The sequence below is a fragment of the Comamonas suwonensis genome, from assembly GCF_012844455.2.
GTDB lineage: Bacteria > Pseudomonadota > Gammaproteobacteria > Burkholderiales > Burkholderiaceae_C > Comamonas > Comamonas suwonensis.
Genome location: NZ_JABBCQ020000002.1, coordinates 230,891 through 253,336 on the forward strand (window position 1 = coordinate 230,891; position 22,446 = coordinate 253,336).

21 protein-coding genes are annotated in these 22,446 nt (G+C 57.9%); all 21 read right to left on the reverse strand.

Annotated features, from left to right (window positions below; genetic code table 11):
* Positions 1-24 precede the first annotated feature (24 nt).
* Positions 25-765 carry a hypothetical protein gene (locus HF327_RS03175; protein ID WP_236024033.1) on the reverse strand — a complete coding sequence of 247 codons (741 nt, stop codon included), beginning with the start codon at positions 763-765 and terminating at the stop codon, positions 25-27.
* Positions 766-1,049: 284 nt separating this feature from the next.
* Positions 1,050-2,567: a nitrogen regulation protein NR(I) gene (gene ntrC, locus HF327_RS03180; protein WP_169106851.1), complete on the reverse strand. Its 1,518-nt coding sequence runs from the start codon at positions 2,565-2,567 to the stop codon at positions 1,050-1,052.
* A 46-nt stretch (positions 2,568-2,613) separates the two neighbouring features.
* Complete coding sequence (gene glnL, locus HF327_RS03185; protein ID WP_198460394.1) at positions 2,614-3,723, reverse strand: nitrogen regulation protein NR(II); 1,110 nt, start codon at positions 3,721-3,723, stop codon at positions 2,614-2,616.
* 36 nt (positions 3,724-3,759) lie between these two features.
* Positions 3,760-4,275, reverse strand: coding sequence for a hypothetical protein (locus tag HF327_RS03190; RefSeq protein ID WP_169106852.1), 516 nt, complete (start codon positions 4,273-4,275; stop codon positions 3,760-3,762).
* 178 nt (positions 4,276-4,453) lie between these two features.
* Positions 4,454-5,869, reverse strand: coding sequence for a type I glutamate--ammonia ligase (gene glnA, locus HF327_RS03195; protein ID WP_169106853.1), 1,416 nt, complete (start codon positions 5,867-5,869; stop codon positions 4,454-4,456).
* A gap of 286 nt (positions 5,870-6,155) precedes the next feature.
* Complete coding sequence (locus tag HF327_RS03200; protein WP_169106854.1) at positions 6,156-7,034, reverse strand: EI24 domain-containing protein; 879 nt, start codon at positions 7,032-7,034, stop codon at positions 6,156-6,158.
* Positions 7,035-7,048: 14 nt separating this feature from the next.
* Positions 7,049-8,029 carry a sterol desaturase family protein gene (locus HF327_RS03205; RefSeq protein ID WP_169106855.1) on the reverse strand — a complete coding sequence of 327 codons (981 nt, stop codon included), beginning with the start codon at positions 8,027-8,029 and terminating at the stop codon, positions 7,049-7,051.
* Between the two features lie 21 nt (positions 8,030-8,050).
* On the reverse strand, positions 8,051-8,875 hold the full coding sequence (locus tag HF327_RS03210; RefSeq protein ID WP_169106856.1) for a polysaccharide deacetylase family protein: 825 nt from the start codon (positions 8,873-8,875) through the stop codon (positions 8,051-8,053).
* 83 nt (positions 8,876-8,958) lie between these two features.
* Positions 8,959-10,110, reverse strand: a complete 1,152-nt coding sequence (locus HF327_RS03215) for a YncE family protein (RefSeq protein WP_456236852.1) — start codon at positions 10,108-10,110, stop codon at positions 8,959-8,961.
* 303 nt (positions 10,111-10,413) lie between these two features.
* Positions 10,414-10,938 (reverse strand): phosphoribosyltransferase, encoded by a 525-nt coding sequence (locus HF327_RS03220; protein WP_169106857.1) that lies wholly within the window; start codon positions 10,936-10,938, stop codon positions 10,414-10,416.
* A 41-nt stretch (positions 10,939-10,979) separates the two neighbouring features.
* Positions 10,980-12,356 (reverse strand): adenylosuccinate synthase, encoded by a 1,377-nt coding sequence (locus HF327_RS03225; RefSeq protein ID WP_169106858.1) that lies wholly within the window; start codon positions 12,354-12,356, stop codon positions 10,980-10,982.
* Positions 12,357-12,393: 37 nt separating this feature from the next.
* The gene (locus HF327_RS03230) at positions 12,394-13,542 is read right to left on the reverse strand and encodes an ATP phosphoribosyltransferase regulatory subunit (protein WP_169106859.1); all 1,149 of its coding nucleotides are present in this window, start codon (positions 13,540-13,542) and stop codon (positions 12,394-12,396) included.
* A 93-nt stretch (positions 13,543-13,635) separates the two neighbouring features.
* Positions 13,636-13,824: a DUF2065 family protein gene (locus HF327_RS03235; protein ID WP_169106860.1), complete on the reverse strand. Its 189-nt coding sequence runs from the start codon at positions 13,822-13,824 to the stop codon at positions 13,636-13,638.
* Between the two features lie 61 nt (positions 13,825-13,885).
* Positions 13,886-14,776: a protease modulator HflC gene (hflC, locus tag HF327_RS03240; protein ID WP_099736324.1), complete on the reverse strand. Its 891-nt coding sequence runs from the start codon at positions 14,774-14,776 to the stop codon at positions 13,886-13,888.
* Between the two features lie 11 nt (positions 14,777-14,787).
* Positions 14,788-16,176, reverse strand: a complete 1,389-nt coding sequence (gene hflK, locus HF327_RS03245) for an FtsH protease activity modulator HflK (RefSeq protein ID WP_169106861.1) — start codon at positions 16,174-16,176, stop codon at positions 14,788-14,790.
* A 71-nt stretch (positions 16,177-16,247) separates the two neighbouring features.
* Positions 16,248-17,411: a GTPase HflX gene (gene hflX, locus HF327_RS03250; protein ID WP_169106988.1), complete on the reverse strand. Its 1,164-nt coding sequence runs from the start codon at positions 17,409-17,411 to the stop codon at positions 16,248-16,250.
* A 98-nt stretch (positions 17,412-17,509) separates the two neighbouring features.
* Positions 17,510-17,770, reverse strand: a complete 261-nt coding sequence (gene hfq, locus HF327_RS03255) for an RNA chaperone Hfq (protein ID WP_099736322.1) — start codon at positions 17,768-17,770, stop codon at positions 17,510-17,512.
* 104 nt (positions 17,771-17,874) lie between these two features.
* Positions 17,875-19,215 (reverse strand): ribosome biogenesis GTPase Der, encoded by a 1,341-nt coding sequence (der, locus tag HF327_RS03260; protein ID WP_169106862.1) that lies wholly within the window; start codon positions 19,213-19,215, stop codon positions 17,875-17,877.
* A 15-nt stretch (positions 19,216-19,230) separates the two neighbouring features.
* Positions 19,231-20,406 carry an outer membrane protein assembly factor BamB gene (gene bamB / locus HF327_RS03265; protein ID WP_198460395.1) on the reverse strand — a complete coding sequence of 392 codons (1,176 nt, stop codon included), beginning with the start codon at positions 20,404-20,406 and terminating at the stop codon, positions 19,231-19,233.
* 2 nt (positions 20,407-20,408) lie between these two features.
* On the reverse strand, positions 20,409-21,086 hold the full coding sequence (locus tag HF327_RS03270) for a YfgM family protein (RefSeq protein ID WP_169106863.1): 678 nt from the start codon (positions 21,084-21,086) through the stop codon (positions 20,409-20,411).
* A gap of 49 nt (positions 21,087-21,135) precedes the next feature.
* On the reverse strand, positions 21,136-22,404 hold the full coding sequence (hisS, locus tag HF327_RS03275; protein ID WP_236024035.1) for a histidine--tRNA ligase: 1,269 nt from the start codon (positions 22,402-22,404) through the stop codon (positions 21,136-21,138).
* Positions 22,405-22,446 lie beyond the last annotated feature (42 nt).

Consider the following 22,446-nt stretch of genomic DNA (forward strand, 5'->3'; position numbering starts at 1 on the left):
GCTGCCAAATGCGTTGAATATGTCTCAGGCTGGGCCGCGGCTCAGCCACTGCAAAGCCTCAACGTGACCGCGCAGCACCAGAACATGGTGCTTAAGCAGCTTGATGACATCTGACGGCAAAGCCTGCTGAGCAATGCGCTCAGTTCTGTCCAGCCATGTCTGCAAGCGCTGTAAAACGCCGCTCAATGTCTCAGTAGCCGCCGCACCCAGATAGTCAGCCCAGACCCTGCGCAGGCGCACCAGCAGGCCTGAATGCTCTTCGGCGGCTATCGCCTTTTGTAAAGAGTTACCGTCAACCAGGCCTTCCAGCTCGGCCACCAGCTTGTGAGAGTCATGTGAGAAGCGGCGCAGCGCATCATTGGCCATGCTGGACTCCGCTGTGCGCAAAAAAGAGCTTGAGCTTTCTGCAAAACTCTGTCCAGCCTGCAATACCAGCGCAAGACCCATTTTTGCGGTATCACCCAAAGGCTTGAGCTGCTCCTCCAGCTTTTGCAGTGCAACAGTGCGGCGAAAAGCAGCTTTGACGGCGGCTTTAACCTGTGCCCAGTCGAGCAAGCTGCTGCCATGTGCTTGCAGCCAGCGGGCGCGCAATTCGTTTTCCTGAGATTCAAAACTGGGCGAGCCCTGCTGACTGTCCCCTTGCTCACGGCCAGCTTGCCAGCCCAGTAGATAGGCCGGCGCATACTGATCAAAGCCGCGCCCGGCAACGAAGTAGGGCTCAAACGTGTACCGTGTGTGCCAGAAAGCTTCTTGCGCCTCCGGCATCTTCGGCAAAAGCGACCAGCTGTCTGCAGACAGGAAGTCAGGCGCTGTTGCAGACCGGTGATGGGGGGAAAGCAGGTCAGCGGACAAAGCAGTGATCCAATTGACAAGACATTTGTCAATTTTTGTCTCGTCATCTAGACGCTATTGTCGTCAGCCGTAATTGCACTTTGTAGGACTAGTGCACTCAAAAAGAGAGCAAGGGCAATTACGGCCTCATCTAACACAGCAAATACAAGCCAGAAAACTGAAAATTCACCTTCGAGATAGGGCCCTTGACCGGGGACTCAATCAAAGTTTTCGTTCTCCAGCCCCAGCTCCTGCAGCTTGCGTGTAATGGTATTGCGGCCAATACCCAAGCGGCTTGCTGCCTCAACGCGTCGGCCATGGGTAGCGGCCAGTGCGGTACGCAACAACTGCGCTTCAAACTTGTGGGAGAGTTGATCCCACACATCGTTATGCCCCTCTGCGAGCAGCTCCTGCGCTTGCTTGCCAAGCCCTTCCAGCCAGCCTTCAACTTCTGCAGGTAATTGAATGAAAGGCTGAGTAGCCTCTGCACTGAGCACAAGCCCCACTTTCTCAGCAGGCTGTGCAGCAACTGGCAGTGCTGGCACCTCTGTTACTGCACCGCTATTGAGCACTTCGGGCGGCAAATCCTTGAGTGCAATCTGCTGCGCAGGTGCCATGACAGTCAGCCAGTGACAGATATTTTCCAGCTGGCGCACGTTGCCCGGAAAGCCAAAAGTCTGCAGCCGGTTCATGGCAACGCCACTCATGCGCTTGGGCTCAACCCCCAGCTGGCGCGCACTTTGCTGCAGAAAATGCTGGGTCAGCATGGGCACATCTTCCTTGCGCTCACGCAGGGCTGGCAAACGCAGACGAATGACGTTCAAGCGGTGGAACAAGTCCTCCCGGAAAGCCCCATCCTTGACGCGCAGCTCCAAGTCCTGATGGGTGGCAGCAATCACGCGCACATGGGCCTTGACGGCCTGATGACCGCCTACCCGGTAAAAATGCCCGTCAGAAAGCACGCGCAGCAGTCGCGTCTGCAGCTCGAAGGGCATATCGCCGATTTCATCAAGAAACAGCGTGCCGCCCTCGGCCTGCTCGAAACGCCCCCGGCGCTGGGTCTGCGCGCCGGTAAATGCACCGCGCTCATGCCCGAACAGCTCGGACTCCAGCAAGTCTTTGGGGATCGCTGCGGTATTGATAGCTACAAACGGCCCTCCAGCCACGGGGGAGTGCTTGTGCAAGGCTCTAGCGACCAACTCCTTACCCGCACCGGACTCCCCTGTGATCAAGACCGTGACCTGGCTCTGGCTCAATCGGCCAATGGCGCGGAACACGTCCTGCATGGCCGGGGCCTGACCCAGCATTTCGGCCTGCACCGGGGCCTGCACATCGGCCACTTCTTCGCGCTGGCTCTCTTCAACTGCGCGGCGAATCAGTTCCACCGCCTTGGGCACGTCAAAAGGTTTGGGCAGATATTCAAACGCGCCACGCTGGAATGCGGAGACAGCGCTATCAAGATCGGAGTAAGCCGTCATGATGATCATGGGCAGGCCGGGTTGCTGCGCCCTCACCTGCTCCAGCAACTCAAGGCCCGAGCCACCGGGCATGCGGATATCACTGACCAGCACTTGCGGGGCCTGGCGCTCTGGATCACTGCTGTCTACATCTGCCAGGGCCTTGAGAACATCACGCGCTTGGGTAAAGCTGCGAATGGGCCAACCTTCACGCCCCAATGCCTTTTCAAGCACAAAGCGGATGGAAGGGTCGTCGTCCACAATCCAGATCGGCTTCATTCGTGCAACACCCTTTCCCTGTTCGGAATATTTGTAATGTCAGGCTTTATGGCAGCGGAATCAGAATTCGGAAATCCGTCCTCCCGGGCTGGCTATCGCATTCGATCAAGCCATGATGGCGCTGAACAAAGGTCTGAGCGAGCGTCAGACCAAGGCCTGAACCACCATCTCTGCCAGATACCAGGGGATAGAAGATTCGCTCCTTGATGGCATCGGGTACACCTGAACCGTTATCAATGACATGCAATTCCAGTGCCAGTCTGTGGCGCTCCCGCCCTAAAGTGGCTTGCCTGGCGACACGGGTCTTGAGAATGATCTCCGCATCGCCCTCAGCAATACGCCTGCCCAGTGCCTGCGCGGCGTTCTGAACAATGTTCAACAGGGCCTGAATCAGCTGCGCGCTATCGCCTCGGAACTCGGGGATGGATATATCGTAGTCACGCAGGATCTTGAGCCCTTGCGGGTACTCGATCAACACCAGCGAACGAACCCGCTCACACACCTCGTGAATGTTCACGTCACCCACATCATGCGGCTGGCGATGCGGGGCCAGCAAACGATCAACCAGGGCCTGCAGGCGATCTGCCTCATGGATGATGACGGTGGTGTATTCCAGCAGCTCCGGCATGACCAGATCCATCTGCAGCAACTGCGCGGCACCGCGAATACCGCCCAAGGGGTTCTTGATCTCATGCGCAAGATTGCGAATCAGCTCTTTGTTGGCTTGAGCCTGTTCGCGAATGCGCTCTTCCCGGTCCTGGCGGGCCTGCTGCTCAAGCGGCCACATCTCCACCATCACATGCCCAGCCTTCTCCGCCAGAGAGACTGCCGCATGAATCGGCAATGGCTCCAGCCCTAGACGCAGCAAGTTGGCCTCAAAGCGTAGCGCCGCGAAATCATTGGAACGCGCACCGCTCAGGGCCTTGTCCAGCAAAGCGGGCTCGGCTACGCAGGTGGCAAATTCGCTACCCACCATGATGCGGCGCGACTGGCCCAGCGCATTCTCAAGCGCCGCATTGACAAAACGTACCATTCCGCGCTCATCCAGCACGGCAATCAAGGTGCAAAGCCAGTCTAAAGACTGGTAGTTTTTCTGGTCGGTTTCATCCAACTCCAGGTTGGACGCATCGGGGGGCAAGTCAGCGGTTGAACTCATGCAATCAATCAGATGTAACCAGCCCCATGGACTGGATTAATTGCCTGCGGGCAAGCGATCCAGTTCTCGCTTGATGCCCGCGACATCGCTCTCCTGGCGGGCAAGATCGGCTTTTAGCTTGGCCACCCGCTCTGGGTAGCCCTGAGGGTTGCGCAACTCCAGCGCCGTGCGCACAGGGTTGCCGTCGTTGTACTCCGCCTTCAACTCGCTTAAACGGGCCTGTGCCTTGCTCAGCTCGCTTTGCAAGATGGCTCGGGCATCAGAGTCACGTGCTTTTTGAGCGGCGTTATCGCTGCGCACAGGCGCAGGCACTGCGCTGCTAGAGTTTGCAGGTTTGGGCTTGGCCGGCGCAGTGGATGTGCCAGCGCTGCTGCCAGATGAACGTGTGCCATGAATGACGGTGACGCCGCCGCCATCCACCGGCTTGCAGCCTTTGGCCTTGGCCTGCGCCACATTGTTGGTGTATTCATTGCCACAGCGGTAAATCGCATCCTGCGCAAAGACAGCGCCAGACGCTGCAAGCAACAACGACAACACATAAAGCTTCTTCATTCGTTCCCTCTCAGGCAGACAGCGACAGCAAGTCCGCGATACCTTGAGTATCGCTCCAAGCTTGCGGGTTTATTCACTACTTGATTGCTGCCGTCCTGTTTGGTTCCTTATGGGCCACGCTACCTCAAGAACTGTGCAATAAAAAAGGCGGCTTGCGCCGCCTCTTTTGCTCCTCGCCTTACAGCGAGAAGTACATGTCGTATTCGACAGGGTGCACCGACTGACGGTAGCGAGTCACTTCGCCCATCTTCAGCTCGATGTAGGCATCCAGCATGCTGTCGGAGAACACACCACCCTTGGTCAGGAAGGCGCGGTCTTCGTTCAGAGCGTCCAGGGCCTGGTCCAGGCTGTGGCACACGGTAGGCACCAGCTTGTCTTCCTCGGGGGGCAGATGGTACAGATCCTTGGTGGCTGCTTCGCCGGGATGGATCTTGTTTTCCACACCGTCCAGACCCGCCATCAGCAGAGCCGCAAAACCCAGGTAGGGGTTCATCAGTGGATCGGGGAAGCGGGCTTCCACGCGGCGACCCTTGGGGTTGCTCACGTAAGGAATACGGATGGAAGCGGAGCGATTTTTGGCCGAGTAAGCCAGCTTCACAGGAGCTTCAAAACCAGGAACCAGACGCTTGTAGCTGTTGGTACCGGGGTTGGTGATGGCGTTCAGAGCACGAGCGTGCTTGATGATGCCGCCGATGTAGTACAGCGCGAAGTCAGACAGACCGGCATAGCCGTCGCCAGCAAACAGGTTCTTGCCATCTTTCCACACGGACTGGTGCACGTGCATGCCAGAGCCGTTGTCGCCAGCGTAGGGCTTGGGCATGAAAGTAGCCGTCTTGCCGTAGGTGTTGGCTACGTTCCAGATGATGTACTTTTGCAGCTGTGTCCAGTCAGCACGCTCAACCAGCGTGGAAAAGCGTGTGCCGATTTCGTTTTGACCAGCGCCGGCCACTTCGTGGTGGAACACTTCAACAGGAATACCGACAGCTTCCAGCAACAGCGACATTTCTGCGCGCATGTCTTGCGTGCTGTCAACGGGAGGCACTGGGAAGTAGCCGCCCTTGTTACGAGGACGGTGACCACGGTTGCCGGTTTCAAACTTGGTTCCAGTGTTCCATGGCGCTTCGTATTCTTCGATTTCGAAGAAGGGGTTGTGAGGCTCGGTACCCCAGCGCACGCCGTCGAAGATGAAGAATTCGGGTTCGGGTCCGAAGTAGGCGGTGTCGCCCAGACCAGAGGCCTTCAGATAGGCTTCAGCGCGCTTGGCGATGGAACGGGGGTCACGGTCATAGGCCTTACCGTCACCGGGCTCGATCACGTCACACTGCAAAATCAGTGTGGTTTCTTCAAAGAAGGGATCGATGTTGGCGGTGTTGGGATCGGGCACCAGTTGCATGTCCGAAGCTTCAATACCCTTCCAGCCCGCGACGGAAGAGCCGTCAAAAGCGTGGCCGGAGACAAACTTGTCTTCGTCAAAGTGCGACACGGGCACGGTCACGTGCTGTTCCTTGCCACGGGTATCGGTAAAGCGCAGGTCTACGAACTTGACCTCGTTATCCTGCACCATCTGCATCACATCTGCTACGGTCTTCGCCATTAGATCTCTCCTGCCAACGTGGCTGATCAAATAAAGAATAAATACTATTAAGCAGTTTACGTGCCAACTTCCGTTGCACTACGGTGATCCAACATATTTGTCACTTACAGATACGCTGAGCAACCTGTGTTTCGCACACTGCACCAAACAGGCCCATATTGTCGCACTGCCTGAGCCCCACTCTTGATTGCACCAATTTGGCGATTTAATTGCACCAGATTGGTGCATATTTGAGAAATGACTGATTTTGGTGCGCAGCATGCAATGCGAATGCCTGCAAGCCGACTCAGCGCGTGATCTGAGCTGTATCAGCGACATCGTGGGCAAATGGCACCTTGGGGTCTGCAGCCTGCGGTGTGGACTGCGCCCTCATCTGCTCCAGCGCGCTCAGACAGAAATGCGCAAACCACAGCGCCGAGAAAGCAAACACCAGCGCATAAATCCAGATGGCAATGGGAATCAAAATCCAGAATGCGGCCAGAAACACCAGACCCGAAACCCAGACGATTCCCGGCGCGGCCCCCAGATAGCCGCAGATGATGCCCATCAAAATCAACGACATGCGGTAACGCACAAACAGGTTGCGGCGCTCGTCTTTGCTGGCATGTTCAGCCAAAGCATCAAAAGCCATGACGCGGTAAGTCAGCCAACCCCAGATCAGCGGTGCGACCACCAGCATCAAAGGTGGAAAGACCCACAGCGGCAGCGTTACCAACAAAGCCAGCAAGGCAATCAAGGTGGAGCCGCCTGACCAGAGCACGCTGGCAACCGTAGATGCACCGTGTTTTTTCTCAAGCTGAGCAAAGCGTTTTTCAGCGACCAGCGAGGTCAGCACCGGTGCCATGAAGAGCCCTGCAAACAGCAGAGTGACAACCACCAACACAGGTGTGGCCCCCAGCACTACAAAAATAGAAGCAACCACCTCAGAGGCGTAGCTCATTCCGTGCTCTTGCAGCCACACCCAGATGGAATGTAGCCAACCTACGCCGTCGAGCAGGTTTTGCACCCGCTGAACGGCATCCGCCCAGAAAAAGTAGCCTAGCACCCAGGTCAGCAAGGCCATAGCCAGCAAAGGCAGCAGTGACCAGGCGATAACCCGCTTATGCAGGCAATACGCCAATGCACGCCAAAAAGAGTCGAGTAGCAAGCCCATGCCAGCAAGCATACCGAAGGAAGGCCTTAAGCGCGACCCATCAGTCGTAGGACGCCCCGCCATTGTTGCGCCCAGAAGCCACGGCCATAGTCACGCAGTTGGCCTTGCGCATCCGGTTGCACTTGATCGCGAACACCGGTCGGGTCATAGCGCAGATCAAAGTTGACCGTTCCAAACAGCATGTCCCACCAGGGCAGCAGCACGCCGAAGTTGTTGCCGTGCACCTTTTTGTTGCGCACCGGTGCCATGGGCTCATGACCAATGCCGAGGGCATGGTGACGGCGATGAAAGCGTGGGCTAACCCACAGGCGCTCTCCCAGCTGACCAAACCAGATACGCACGTTGGCATGCTGAAAGCTCTCGCTGAGCTGAGTCAGCGCCACAATCGCCACAAACTGGCCGGGGGCTACGCCAATGAGCTGGGCCACCAGTACGATGATGGCGTCGTGAATGACATCGTCGAGCAAATGATTGCGGGTGTCGCTCCAAACCGTCATCTGACGCTGGGAGTGGTGCAGCGCATGTAGCTTCCACCACCAGCGCAGGCCGTGCTGACCACGGTGAATCCAGTACTCGACCAGATCAAACACCACCAGATACAGCAGCAGGCTGACCCAAGCGTTGTCCGTCACGCCCGGCCAGAGATCGTCCAGATGGAAAGCGGGAAAGCCCCAGACATGGGCCGTGCCCATGACGGCGTCCCACATCGGGTCAATGCTGAAGAACAGCGCCAGACGGAATAGACCCAGCCGGTGAATAAGCGTATAGATGATGTCCACGCGAATAGCCTGGCGGTCCACCACGGGCTCTACCGGCTTCCAGCGCTGCAGCGGCACGATGACAACAATCATGATGGCAATCTGCAGCAGGCCGACCAGCAGCCAGCCGGTGGCGGCGTAACCATCTTCGAGCAGGTTGGCCATGCCGAAGTGGAACAGAAAAGGCTGCACCACGCCCTCAAACAGGCGTTGCTGCGCATCGCCAAAAATCTGAATCAACCAGTCCACAAATCACTCCTGGCGCGGCACTCAGCGGTGCTGCGCAATCCAGCCTTGATACGCAGGATGCTCGACCAGCGTACGGAAGCAAAAGCCTTTGTCCAGCAGGCCGACGATCAGCGGCTCCAGCACCGCTGGTGCCCACGGGTCCTGACGTGACCAGATACCAAGGTGGGCCAGCAAGATATCGCCGCCGCGTATGTTTTTGAGCGCTTGCGACAGCAAACGTTCATTGGGGTATTTATCGCTGGGCAGCTCATCGCCCAGAAAACCTGCAGGTGCCCAGCCAATATGCTGATAACCACCCTGCTGCGCTGCAGCAATCAATGCGGGCGATGTCTTGCCGCCCGGCGCGCGGTACAGCGGCAAGGGTTTGCGTCCGGTCATCTGGGTGAGCCGCTGGGCGGCGCGGGCAATTTCTTGCTGGTATTCGGCCACCGAGACCACAAAGCTCTGCCCTGCTCTGGGCCCTGCCGATGGCTTGACCTTGAAGTGCGTGACCTGCCCTGTGGCCTTGTCGCGAACATCAGCCAGCCAGTACATGTGGTCAAAGGTGTGCGATGCGAGCTGGTGACCCTCGTCGGCACGCGCCTTCCACCAAGGTACCCAGAAGTCGCTGAGACTGCTACCGCCCTCTTTCGCCGGCTCATTGGCCGCGAAGAAAGTGACCTGTACCTTGTGCTTTTGCAGCACCTGGGCGACCAGGTTGGCAATGCCCATGTGCCCCGTATCAAAAGTCAGGTAGACCGGCTTGTTGCATGCGCTAGCAGCTATCTTTTTTGAAAAATCATCAGCCACAGACAACCCGGGCAGGCCAGCCGCCGCGGATGCGAGCATGAATTGACGTCTTTGCATCCACCCTCCTTCAGGGGAGCTGGCCCGCGCTCAACACGCATGAAGTACTCCCCGCTGTTTGATTGCAGCAGGGAGAGTCTCCCTTAGCGTGCAGCGTGGGACAGTGTCCAGACACCGTGGGGTGACTTGCCCACATTGACCTGATTAACCACCTTCTTCTCTACCGTGTCGATCACAGAGAGCTTGCGCGCCCAGCGCGAGGCCACATAGATGTAGCGGCCGTCAGCCGACACATCCATACAGTCCGGGCCACCCGGTGCCGGGTAATTGGCGACGACCTGGCTGGTGACCATATCGATCTTGCTGATGGTGTTGGCCACACGGTTGCTCACGAACAGATGGCGGTCATCGCCCGCAGCGCGGAAGGCATGTGCGCCCGCTGCCGTCTTAATCTGTCCCACGCTACGTGGCTCAGCACCCGTGAGGTCAAACACCTCCACGCCATCCCCGCCGGTCAGTCCCACAAACAGCTTCTTGCCATCAGGGCTTCCATAGACGTCCGCCGGCATAGGACCGGTGGGCACGCGGGACTTGATGGTCTGCGTTGCGATGTCGATGGCGACCAGCGCATCGCTGTCCTGCATGGTCGAGTAAAGCGTCCTGCTTTGCGCGTCGACAAACAGATGGCTAGGCGTCTTGCCCGTGGACACGCGCTTGACCAGCGTGGGGGTCTGCGTCGCCGCATCCCAGCGGTAGAAGTCAATGTGATTGAGGCGGTTGGCCGCCGTGATGAACCACTTCATATCGGGCGAAAAGCGCAGGTGGTAAGGGTCCACGATGTCACGAATCACGCGCTGCACAGCGCCTGTACGCGGGTCAATCAGCGACAGCGAATCACCCAGCGCATTAGCTACAACCAGCGACTTTTCGTCAGGCGTCAGATACAGGTGATGCGGCTCTTTGCCCGTAGGAATGCGCGATTGCTCCTTCCAGGTCAAAGGGTCGACCACGCTGATGGAGGCATCCAGAGAATTCAGCACAAAAATAGGCGTCGGGCCTTGTACGGCACGCGATGCCTGTGCCGGCATGACGACTGCCGGACGAACGGACGCGTCAGAAGCTGCCGCGGTTGTCGCCGCCGTCGCTGCAGGCTTTGCCGCTGGCGATGCCTGAGTCGAAGCAGCCGTCGCAGATTTGAATCCAGGCATTGCCGAAGCACCCAGCCAGGCCGCCGCCCCCACACCAATTACCAATGCCACAGCAGCGCCAGTGCGCCCAATAGAAAGACGTCCCACAACCACCACCTTCTCAGAATTCCTGCAGTGTATCCGCGCCAGAGCAGCCACTGCCCACACAAGCCAACTGTTTGCAGAACTTGCTGCTGTACAACCCAGCTGAAGCCTTAGCGGCGCTGGCTCATACTATGGAAAAACATCAAAAGCAGGAGCAGCTAGCGCCTGCATTGCATGTCATTCAGTACTAAAAATACTTGAAACCGTTGGAATAAAGGCACGTACTACTCACTTAATGATGAGCATCATGCTTCTATAAAAAAAGGAGCCCAGAGGGCTCCTTTTTTGCAAGGCTGAGCAAGGTGCTCATTCCTTCCATTTCTCTGCCAGCTTTTCAGGGCTTTGAGAATCGTAGCCTTCGAACGGCTGGTGAATCCAGGGGTTGGTACCCAGATAGTCCACCGAATAGTCAGGCTCGAAAGTCGACACACCCTTGGTCCAGATCACGGCGCTGCGCAGCTCGGAAATCGGGGCATAGTTGGTCTTGAGCATGGCAATCACGGCCTTGAGCGTAGCGCCCGAATCGGCCAGATCGTCCACCAGCAACACGCGGCCAGAGATATCACCCTTGGGCGTGGCGATGAAGCGACCAATGTCCAGATGGCCTTGCACCGTACCGGCTTCGGCGCGGTAGGAGCTGGTGGACATGATGGCCAAGGGCTTATCGAAAATACGGCTCAGGATATCGCCTGGGCGCAGACCACCGCGTGCCAGGCACAGGATGGTGTCGAATTCCCAGCCGGACTGGTGAATCTTGACAGCGAGCTTTTCGATGAGACCGTGGTACTCGTCGTAGCTCACATACAGGTGCTTACCGTCTTCAGTCAACATGGGCACAGTTCCTTTGAAATTTCAGTGAAACCCCAGCTCGCTTACGCAGCGCTGTAGGGGTTATGCATCAGGATGGTGTGATCGCGGTCAGGGCTTGTGGAAACCATGGCAATCGGCACACCCGTTACTTCCTGGATGCGGTCCAGGTAACGACGCGCATTCACAGGCAGCTTGTCGTACTCGGTCACGCCCACGGTGGAGTCAGTCCAGCCGGGGATGGATTCATAAATGGGCTTGCAACGCTCGATATCGTCGGCACCCAGGGGCAGCAGGTCGATGGTTTCACCATCCAGCTCGTAGCCCACGCACAGCTTGAGCTCTTCAATGCCGTCCAGCACGTCCAATTTGGTAATACACAGGCCAGACAGACCGTTGATCTGCGCCGAGCGCTTGAGCAGCGCAGCGTCAAACCAGCCGCAGCGACGCGAACGGCCTGTAGTTACACCCTTTTCGGCACCCACAGTGCTCATCACATAGCCAGGAGTGCCTTCCTTTTCCCATTCCAGCTCGGTAGGGAAAGGACCGCCACCCACGCGAGTGCAGTACGCCTTGGTGATACCCAAGATGTAATGCAGCATGCCAGGGCCCACGCCAGCGCCGGCAGCGGCGTTGCCCGCCACGCAGTTGGACGAAGTCACATAGGGGTAAGTGCCGTGATCCACGTCCAGCAACGTGCCTTGGGCGCCTTCAAACAGCAGGTTGCCACCTTCAGCGTGCGCAGCGTTCAGTTCGCGCGACACGTCGGCGATCATGGGCTTGAGCAGCTCTGCATGGCGCATGGCTTCTTCATACACGACTTCGAATTGAATCTCGCCGTCCTTCATGTAAGGAGCCAGACCAGCGCCGAAGTCGAAGTTCTTGGAACCCAGCACGTTGACCAGAATGTGGTTATGCAGGTTCAGCAGCTCGCGCAGCTTGGTGGCGAAGCGCTCGGGGTGCTTCAGATCTTGCACGCGCAGAGCACGGCGGGCGATCTTGTCTTCGTAGGAAGGGCCAATGCCCTTGCCGGTCGTACCGATCTTCTGCACGCCGCCCTTTTCACGGGCTGCTTCGCGGCCAATGTCCAGTGCCACGTGGAAAGGCAGAATCAGCGGGCAGGCTTCGGACACGCGCAAACGGTCACGCACTTGCACGCCGGCCTTTTCCAGACCTTCGATTTCTTCAAACAGCTTGCCCACGGACAGCACCACGCCGTTACCGATGTAGCACTTCACGCCAGGGCGCATGATGCCGCTGGGAATCAGGTGCAGAGCCGTCTTCACGCCATTGATGACCAGAGTGTGACCCGCATTGTGGCCGCCCTGGAAACGCACGACGCCGTTGGCGCTTTCGGTCAGCCAGTCAACCAGCTTGCCCTTGCCCTCGTCACCCCACTGGGTTCCGACTACGACGACGTTGCGACCTTTGGATGTATTCATATCTCAATCCGATAAATCGAAGAATTAGTCAAAAGCCTTAAATGGCTTGCACGACCCATTGCCCGCCAACATTGGCAAGCTCACGGTCGCAGTGAAACTCGTCCACTTCGCTTTCATGCCCAGGCAGTACGCAGACCACCGTCTCGCCCTGCTGACGCAATGCGGCAATGGCAGCAGCCACTTGCACGTCATCACCCCAGGGAGCGCGAATGGCAGCCTTGAGCGGACGCTCGGGCACGACAGCCACCAGTTGTTTGATATCCAGACTGAAGCCAGCAGCAGGTCGGTTACGACCGAACACTGCACCCACTTCGTCATAGCGGCCACCGCGCACCAGGGCATCGCTGCCACCGGGCACATAAATAGCAAAACGCGTGCCGCTGTAGTAAGAGTAGCCTCGCAGATCCGCCAGATCAAAGCTGACCTTGACGCCATCCAGGCGCTGCACCAGCCAACGCAAATGTGATAGCACATCACGCACGCCAGCAGTACGCTCCAGCACGATTTCTGCCTTATCCAGCACTTCCATGCCGCCATACAGCTGCAGCAAGGCCATCAGGCCTTCGCGCGAAGCTTCAGGGAAGTCGACGGTCAGTGCCGCCAGCTCTGTCGCATCCTTGGAAGCCAGCGCCGCATGCACACCACGCAGCACCGACTCATCCACCATCACACCCGCCAGCAGGCTGCGCACGATGCGCACATCGGCCAAGTCCACGATGACATCCTTGACGCCTGCGCCCTTGAGGCAGTCGAGCGCCAGAAGCAGTGCTTCCAGATCGGCCTCAAGACCTTCGTGACCATAGATTTCAGCGCCAAACTGGAAGGGCTCACGTGTGGCTCGCGGGCGATCGGGGCGCGCATGCACCACGGGGCCGCAGTAGCACAGGCGAGTCACGCCTTTGCGATTGAGCAGATGAGCATCAATGCGCGCCACTTGTTGCGTCATATCGGCACGCAAGCCCATGGTGCGACCAGAGAGCTGGTCAATCAGTTTGGAGGTTTGAAGGGCAAGAGCTTCGCCTGTACCCGTCAGCAAGGACTCCAGATACTCGAGCATGGGTGGCATGACGAGTTCATAGCCATAGCTGCGCGCAGTATCGAGCAATCCTCGACGCAATTCTTCGATGTGCCGTGCCTCGGAAGGCAAAACATCGGCAATGTGATCCGGCAGGACCCAAGCAGACATGGAGAAATGGGGAGGCTGTTAAAAACGTGATTCTACCGGCTTTGCCAGCCCTCCCCAATTTGACCCGCAACGCCTAGCCAGTATCGACGGTATTTATAGCAAGGCCAGCGAAATTACGCCCGCTGCGATACACAACAATCCACAAAAGCGTAGCTGCCCATCTTTGAGCTGCAATAGCTGCGTAAACATCAGTCGCCATTGCCTTGGAGCCAGCAACGGCAGCAGCCCTTCAAGCACCAGCACCATGGCCATCGCCATGCCCAACGATTCCCACCAATCCATTTACGCCTCCCGAAATAAACAATGGCCCTCCAGGGGCCATTGTTTCAATACAAGTCAAAGCTTATTTGCTGCCTGAGCCGCCATTGCGGTAAGCCTTGAAGAACTCACTTTGCGACGGATCCAGCACCAGCACATCGCTCTTCTTGGAGAAGCTCTCCTTGTACGCATCAAGGCTGCGGTAGAACTGCGCGAACTGTGGGTCTTTGCCAAAGGCTTCGGCATAGACACGAGCGGCTTCAGCATCGCCCTCACCCTTGATCTTCTGGGCATCGCGGTAAGCGTTGGCGATGGTGATGTCACGCTGACGGTCTGCCTCGGCGCGAATTTTTTCACCTTCAGCAGCACCCGTAGAGCGCAGCTCGTTCGCTACGCGCTTGCGCTCCGCCTCCATACGGCGATAGACGGACTCGGTAATGGTCTCGGCGTAATCCACGCGGGTAATACGCACGTCCACGATGTCCACGCCCCAGGGCTTGGCACCGCGAACGGTTTCCAGCACTTCACGCTTGACGTCGGCCATCAATGTTTCGCGCTTGGAAGACAGCAGCTCGCGCACAGTGCGGCGGTTGATCTCTTCCTGGAAGGCGTTGCGTACCACACGATTGAGCTGCATGGCACCTGCAGACTCATCCAAGCCCACGTTACGGATGTATTCCGAAGGCTCAGAGATGCGCCAGCGCACATACCAGTCAATGACCACGCGCTGCTTTTCAGCCGTCAGCATGGGTTCGGTGTCCGTGCTGTCCAGCGTCAACAAACGCTTGTCAATGTAGCGCACGTTCTGAAATGGAGGAGGCATCTTCCAGTTCAGACCGGGCTCGGTAATCACTTCCTTGATCTGACCCAGCGCATAGACCACGCCAAACTGGCGCTGATCCACCACAAACAGGGTGGAGCTCAACAAAGCCAGCACCACGAGAATGCTGGTGACAAAAAATCCGATTCGATTCACTGCATTCTCTCCTAGCGTGCGTCACGATCGCGGCTACGGGCATCGCGGCTGCGAGCGTCACCGGCGGGATTGGGTACTACACGTGCGGCAGCAGGAGTCGTCGAAGCGCCCCCCGCAGCAGCATCACCCGAAGCAGCAGGTACTGCCGCTCCATTCACACCCTGCATGATCTTGTCCAGTGGCAAGTACAGCAGGTTGGAACCCTGACGCGACTCGACCAGCACCTTGGTCACGTTGCTGTAGACCTGCTGCATGGCATCAAGGTACAGACGATCGCGTGTGACTTGAGGTGCTTTCTGGTATTCGGTGTACAGCGAGCTGAAACGACCGGCATCACCCTGAGCCTGAGCCACGATCTTGGCCTTATAGGCCTGAGACTCTTCACTCAGACGTGCCGCCGTACCTGTGGCGCGAGGCACCACGTCGTTGGCATAGGCCTGTGCCTCGTTCTTGGCGCGCTCACGCTCTTGACCGGCCTTGAGCACATCGTCAAACGACGCCTGGACCTGTTCTGGCGGACGCACACCGCCTTGCTGCATATTGATGCCCACCACCTCCACGCCCACCTTGTAGCGATCCAGAATGGACTGCATCAGGTCACGCACGCGGGGGGCAATCTGGTCACGCTCTTCAGCAAGAGCGGTGTCCATCTTCATCTTGCCAACCACATCGCGCACCGCAGATTCAGCGACCTGAATCACGGCTTCGGAAGGGCTGCGGCTTTCAAACAACCAGGCACGTGCATCGCTCAGGCGATACTGCACAGCAAACTTGATTTCGACGATGTTCTCGTCTTCAGTCAACATGGCCGATTCGCGCAAACCGGTGCTACGCACGATGTTGTCGCTACCCACATCCGCAGAGCGAATCTGCGAGACATAGACCAGCTCATGCTTTTGCACCGGATAAGGCAGGCGCCAGTTGAAACCTGCACCCACCGTGCTTTTGTACTTACCGAACTGCGTGATGACGGCCTGCTGGCCTTCCTGCACGATGAAAAAGCCTGTACCGAGCCAGATCAGCACCGCCACACCAGCAATCAGGAACATGCCCTTGCCGGGATTGAAAGGTTCTGTGGGCTGGCCACCGTTGCGCGCAGGCGGTACGCCACGGCCATTGCCGGAGCCACCACCAAACAAACCCGAGAGCTTGCGATTGAGATCACGCCAGACTTCCTCCAGATCAGGCGGCTGGCCGCCTTGCTGAGAAGATGGCCTTGGACGCTGCTCCGGAGCAGGAGGTGGCGAAGGACGCTCCCCCTCTGGTGCCGAGTTATCGGGCTTGGAGCTATCTTCGTTGTTATTGTCGCCACGACCCCAGCGCGGATCGTTCAAATTGAACATCCCGCGAATGCGTTGCGGCAACACCGCCAGGCGATGGACGCGTTGTGAAAAATTCATGCGAGACGTCTCTGTATTTTCAAAAAGACATGGACCATGGCAAGCATTGTGCCCAATAGGAACATAAGCCCCTAGTGTTGTGCGTCGTCGTCAGAGGACATCCAGGACGTATCGCCCCGAGCCTCAACTTCTTCGCTTGCTGCCTCTTCACGTACCTGCAAAACCCGGTCAGCCAACATTTGTCGCAGCTGCGCGAGCCCTTGCCCAGAGCGAGCACTGACAAACACACGCGGCACTGGCTCACCATCGAGCTCGTACATATCCTGCAACTCGGCAGGCATCCGTTCGGGATCAATCGCATCCAGCTTGTTGAAGACCAGAATCTGCGGCACGTCATCTGCCCCGATTTCCGCCAGAACTTTTTGAACTTGTTGTATTTGTTCCGGGAAACCTGGATTCGATGCATCCACGACATGCAGCAGCAGATCGGCGTCAATCGCCTCCTGCAAGGTAGCCTGGAAAGCATCCACCAGACCGTGCGGCAAATCGCGAATAAAACCAACGGTATCTGACAGAGACACTGATTCCTCAGCCTCGACCAGATACATCTGTCGGGTTGTCGTATCCAGCGTGGCAAAAAGCTGATCCGCAGCGTAGGCACGAGCCTTCACCATGGCATTGAACAGCGTGGATTTACCAGCGTTGGTGTAGCCAACCAGAGAAATATTGAAAACGTCACGGCGCGAGCGTTGACGGCGCTGTGTGGTGCGCTGCTTTTTGACTTTTTTCAAACGCTCTTTGGTGCGTTTAATGGACTCGTCAATCATACGGCGATCCAGCTCAATCTGCTTTTCACCGGGGCCGCCACGGCCGCCAATACCGCCAGCCTGGCGCTCCAGGTGACTCCAGCGACGCACAAGGCGGGTGCTGATGTACTGCAGTCTGGCCAACTCCACCTGTAACTTGCCTTCGTGGCTGCGCGCACGCTGGGCAAAAATTTCCAGGATCAGCATGGTCCGGTCGTTGACCGGCATCTGGATATGTCGCTCAAGATTGCGCTGCTGCGCCGGGCTCAGGGACTGGTCAAACCAGACCTCCTTGGCGCCGTGCATCTGGGCCAGCATGCGGATTTCATCCGCCTTGCCGCTGCCCACAAACAGTGCTGGATCAGGAGCTTTGCGCTTGCAGGTCAAGCGCGCCACGGGTTGCAAGCCAGCAGTCTGAGCCAGCAGGCCCAGCTCTTCCAGCTCGTCGTCGAAATGGGGAACGCCAAAATCCACGCCCACCAGCAACACTGGCGCAGACGCGGAACGTTCAAAGGATTCAGAACTCAAATACCTGTCCCGTAGGGTAAGCCGCGCCGGGCAAGCCGGCGGGCGTTGACGCAAAAAACTTAAGAAGCAGTGGCTTCGGCGTCGTTATCAGCCGGAGTAGCGGCCGAGAAGTTCACGGCACGGCCGGGAACGATGGTGGAGATGGCGTGCTTGTAAACCATCTGGGTGACGGTGTTACGCAGCAGCACCACGTATTGGTCAAACGACTCAATCTGGCCCTGCAGCTTGATACCGTTCACCAGATAGATGGAAACCGGCACATGTTCACGACGCAGTGCGTTCAGGAACGGATCTTGGAGGAGTTGACCTTTGTTGCTCACGATATTCTCCGTGTTCGAGGAGTGTTGTTGTAAACCGACACGTTACCACAGGCCCTGAGAAAACCATTCAAAAAAGGGTTTTCCCTAGGGTTTCGCGACAACAGTTAATCCTTGTCGGCGTAAGGATTATGGGAGGTTTTCAAGTCAATGCGCAACGGGGTTCCCACAAGATTGAATTCCTTGCGGAAACGACCTTCCAGAAAGCGTTTGTACGCTTCGGTGACATGCTCCAGCGAGTTGCCATGAATCACGATGATGGGTGGATTCATGCCGCCTTGGTGGGCGTAACGCATCTTGGGACGGTACGCGCCAACCTTCTTGGGCGTCTGGAACTGGATGGACTCCAGCAGAATGCGCGTCAGCACAGGCGTAGGCATCTTGCAGGTGGCTGCACGGTGCGCCTGAATGATGGACTTCCACAGCGGCTCGATACCCTGGCGCTTTTGCGCAGAGATGAAGTGCATGGGAGCGAACTTCAAGAAGGACAGCCGCGTCTCGATGGAGCGCTCCAGCATCTGGCGCTGGTAATCGTCCACGGCATCCCACTTATTGATGGCTAACACCACCGAGCGACCGCTTTCGAGAATAAAGCCCGCAATGTGCGCATCCTGATCGGTCACGCCAGCCGTGGCGTCAATCAGCAGCAGCACCACGTTGGCACCTTCAATGGCCTGTAGTGTCTTGACCACCGAGAACTTCTCGATCGCCTCAAACACCTTGCCCTTGCGGCGCAGACCCGCCGTGTCGATCAGTTCAAACTTCTGACCATTGCGCTCAAACGGTACAGTGATCGCATCACGCGTGGTACCCGGCATGTCAAAGGCCACCAGACGCTCTTCACCCAGCCAGGTGTTGATCAGTGTGGACTTGCCTGCATTGGGGCGACCAGCAACGGCCAAACGCACGGGGCGCTGGTCATCATCTCCAAAGACTTCTTCTTCAGGCTCTGGCAGATTGAGCAGACCCAGAGCCATATCAACCAGATCGCGCACACCTTGGCCATGAGCCGCAGACACCGCCTGAACCTCGCCCAGACCCAGTTCATAGAACTCAGTGAGCTGAAGGCCGTCCTTCATGCCTTCGGCCTTGTTGGCCACCAGCAGCGTGGGCTTCCCCAGACGGCGCAGGTAATTGGCGATCTCATGGTCCTGACCGGCAAGACCGGCACGGGCATCCAGCACAAAGATCACCACATCGGCTTCGGCGACTGCCTGCTGCGTCTGCTTTGCCATCTCCTTGAAGATGCCGCGCGATGCGTCAGGCTCGAAACCACCGGTATCGATGACGATGTACTCATGCTTGCCCTGACGACCCTGGCCGTAATGGCGGTCACGCGTCAGCCCTGCAAAGTCAGCGACGATGGCATCTCTCGACTTGGTGAGTCGATTGAACAGCGTCGACTTGCCCACATTGGGGCGCCCTACCAGGGCAATAACTGGCTTCATTCCAAAAACAATCTATCAATCAGGCTTGAAGCCATACACCGTGCCGCTACGGCTGACGACGACCAAAGTATTGGCAGCGACAACCGGCGACGTGGCGACTCCCGCCTTGTCAGTTTCCAAACGGGCCAGTGCAGAGCCATCTTCACGCGAGAGCATGTGCACTGTCCCAAAATCATCAGCCAGCACCACCGAGCGGCCCAGCACCAGTGGTGCGGTCAGCTTGCGGTACTGCAATTTGTCAATGGACCACAGGCGCTGACCATCATTGCGGCTCCATGCCTGCACCGTGCCATTGCTTTCAGCGCCAAACACGGCCTGCGCATCGCCAGCCACGCCATCACTGCCCTTGGAGCTTTGAGTCCAGCGCACGTTGGCATTGCTGACATCCACACAGCCAACCGACGCCTGGAACGCGCGAGCACAGACACTGCCGTCAACACGGCTGACGGGGCCTACCAGATCAACCAGTCGCTCCACATCGTTCGTGCCACGCGGTGCGGCCAGAGGCGCCATCCAGCGCACGGAACCATTGTCAGGATCAACTCCGGCCAGACGGCCAGAGACGCCTACAACCAGATTATTACCAACAGCCTGCAAAACGCCGGGCTGCCGCAAAATAAGCGGTTCGTTGCTGGGGCCTTCAACCGACCACAACTCGCGGCCGTTATTGCCATCAAATGCGGCCAGCGAGCGATCCGCAGACATCACAAACACGCGGCCACCAGCCACCAGCGGTGGCGTATAAACCGCGGCATTCAACGTCTGCTTCCACAGCTGCTTGCCTTCCGCAAACACCATGAGCTGGTTGCTGCGTGTGACGACAGCGGTGCGCTGGCCATCACTGCCAACGCCCGTGGTCAGCGCTTCGCCCACGTTGAACTTGCCCACCTGGCTGCCCGTGCTGCCATCCAGCGTCGTGACGCTGCCATCCTTGGTCACCACGGTCACGTTATTGCCCTGCACCAGAGCCGGCATGGCCAAAGGCACTTCGCTGCCCAGCTTGACAGTCCACGCCTGATGCACCGCAATCTTGGCGGGGTTAGGACCCAAATCCATAGGCTTGGGCTTGTCCTTGCCGCTGAACATGGAGCAGGCGGCCAGCGATGCCGTCAACGCAGTCAACATCAGCACGCGGGCTGCAGATTTCGCTGCGGGAGCAGCCGATTTCATGGGATGGGCAAAAGTCTTCAAGATTATTTCTCCGACGACGTTGTCTTGACCAGAGTGGCAGCTTCAGGAGCAGCACCCAGCGCATTGAGCTTGAACTCCACCAGATGACGGTAGTCCAGTTCTTTGTCCATCGCCTTATAGGCAGACTGGTACTGAGTGATTGCCTCGGCCTGCTTGCCCAGAGCGGCATACAGGTCACCACGGCGATCGGCCTGCAGACCGGCAAAGGACTCAGGCATGGAAGCCTCGAGCACCTTCAGACCTTCGTCGTAGTTTTTTTGCTCTTCCAGCACAGCCGACAGACGCAGGCGGGCCAGAGCCTTGTAGCCCTCATCACCCTTTTCTGCCACCCAGCTCAGCTGAGCCTTGGCGTCATCGAGCTTGCCCGCCTCTACCGAGGCCTTGGCCATCTGCAGTGCGGTTTGTGTCGCCTGGATAGTGCCAGCGAACTTTTCCTTGAGCTCGGCAAACGCATGGTCAGCACGCCCAGCATCCTTGGCAAGCAAGGCCTCATCGACCGCATACTCCAGCGCCGAGGCCTGAACGGCCTGACGCTTTTGCCAGTACTGCCAGCCATTCCAGCCAGCCAGAGCGGCGAAGACCACCACCAGAATGGCGGTGATCAGAGTCCCCCAGGAGTTCCAAAAATGCTTGAGCTGCTCAATTTGCTCTTGTTCTTCAAGATCTAGATGGTTTGCCATGGCTACTTTGGTTGAATGGAACGCTGGTCAGAAAACGAGAAGCGGAGAATCAAACCGCTGATTTTAGGCTGTCAGCCCACTGGGCCACATCCGCCAGCGATTGCTGGGATTGCAGGCCTTCGCCGTCGCGCAGCGACTTTACGGTGACCTTGCCCTGAGCCAGTTCATCGCTGCCGAAGATCAGCGCAAAGCGTGCGCCCGATCCGTCGGCCTTTTTGAACTGAGATTTCATGGAGCCCATGCCTTCAGCCGAGCCACCTGCGGCAGCGTGCATCTGCACAGCCACGCCGGCGGTGCGCAGCTGCTGCACGGTCCTGAAGACCTGAGGCAGCGAAGAGGCATCGGGAATGATGGCGTAAACATCAGCGGCAGGCGCAGGGATCTCGGTGCCAATTTCCTTGAGCACTTCGAGCACGCGCTCAACACCCATGCCCCAGCCCACGGCCGGAGCGGGCTTGCCGCCAATTTCTTCGATCAGATAGTCGTAACGACCGCCGCCGCAGATGGTGCCTTGGGAGCCAAGCTTGTCAGTGATGAACTCGAAAACGGTGAGGTTGTAGTAATCCATGCCGCGCACCAGACGCGGGTTCAGCGACCAGGCCACATCGTTGGCATCCAGAATGTCCTGCACCGCCTTCAAGTGCGCCTTGGAGGCATCACCCAGATAGTCCATCAGCTTGGGCGCCGCATTGACCATCTCCTGCATGGCAGGGTTTTTGGTGTCCAGAACGCGCAGCGGGTTGCTGTGCATGCGGCGCTTGGCTTCTTCATCCATTGCATCGGTGTGCTGCTCGAAGTAGGCAATCAATGCCGCGCGATGCGCCTTGCGCTCGTCGGGCTGACCGAGGCTATTGAGTTCTAGGCGCACATCATTAATGCCCAGCTCTTTCCACAGCTGCGCAGCCAGCAAAATCACTTCCGCATCCAGCTCAGGGCCCGCAAAGCCCATGGCTTCAACACCGACCTGGTGGAACTGACGATAGCGACCGCGCTGGGGGCGCTCGTGGCGGAACATCTGACCAATGTAGAACAGGCGTTTGCCGCCTTCGTACAGCAGATTGTTCTCCACTACAGAGCGCACCACACCGGCTGTGCCTTCAGGGCGCAGAGTCAGGTGCTCGCCATTGAGTTTGTCTTCAAAGGAGTACATCTCCTTTTCGACGATATCGGTCACTTCGCCAAGACCACGCACAAACAGGGCTGTGGGCTCCACGATGGGCGTGCGGATATTGCGATAGGCAAAGCGGCCCATCAGGTCGCGCACCTTGGATTCAAACCATTCCCAGCGCGCCGAATCGGGCGGGAGGATGTCGTTCATGCCTTTGACGGCAGTCAATTTTTCGTTCTTGGCCACGTGAAA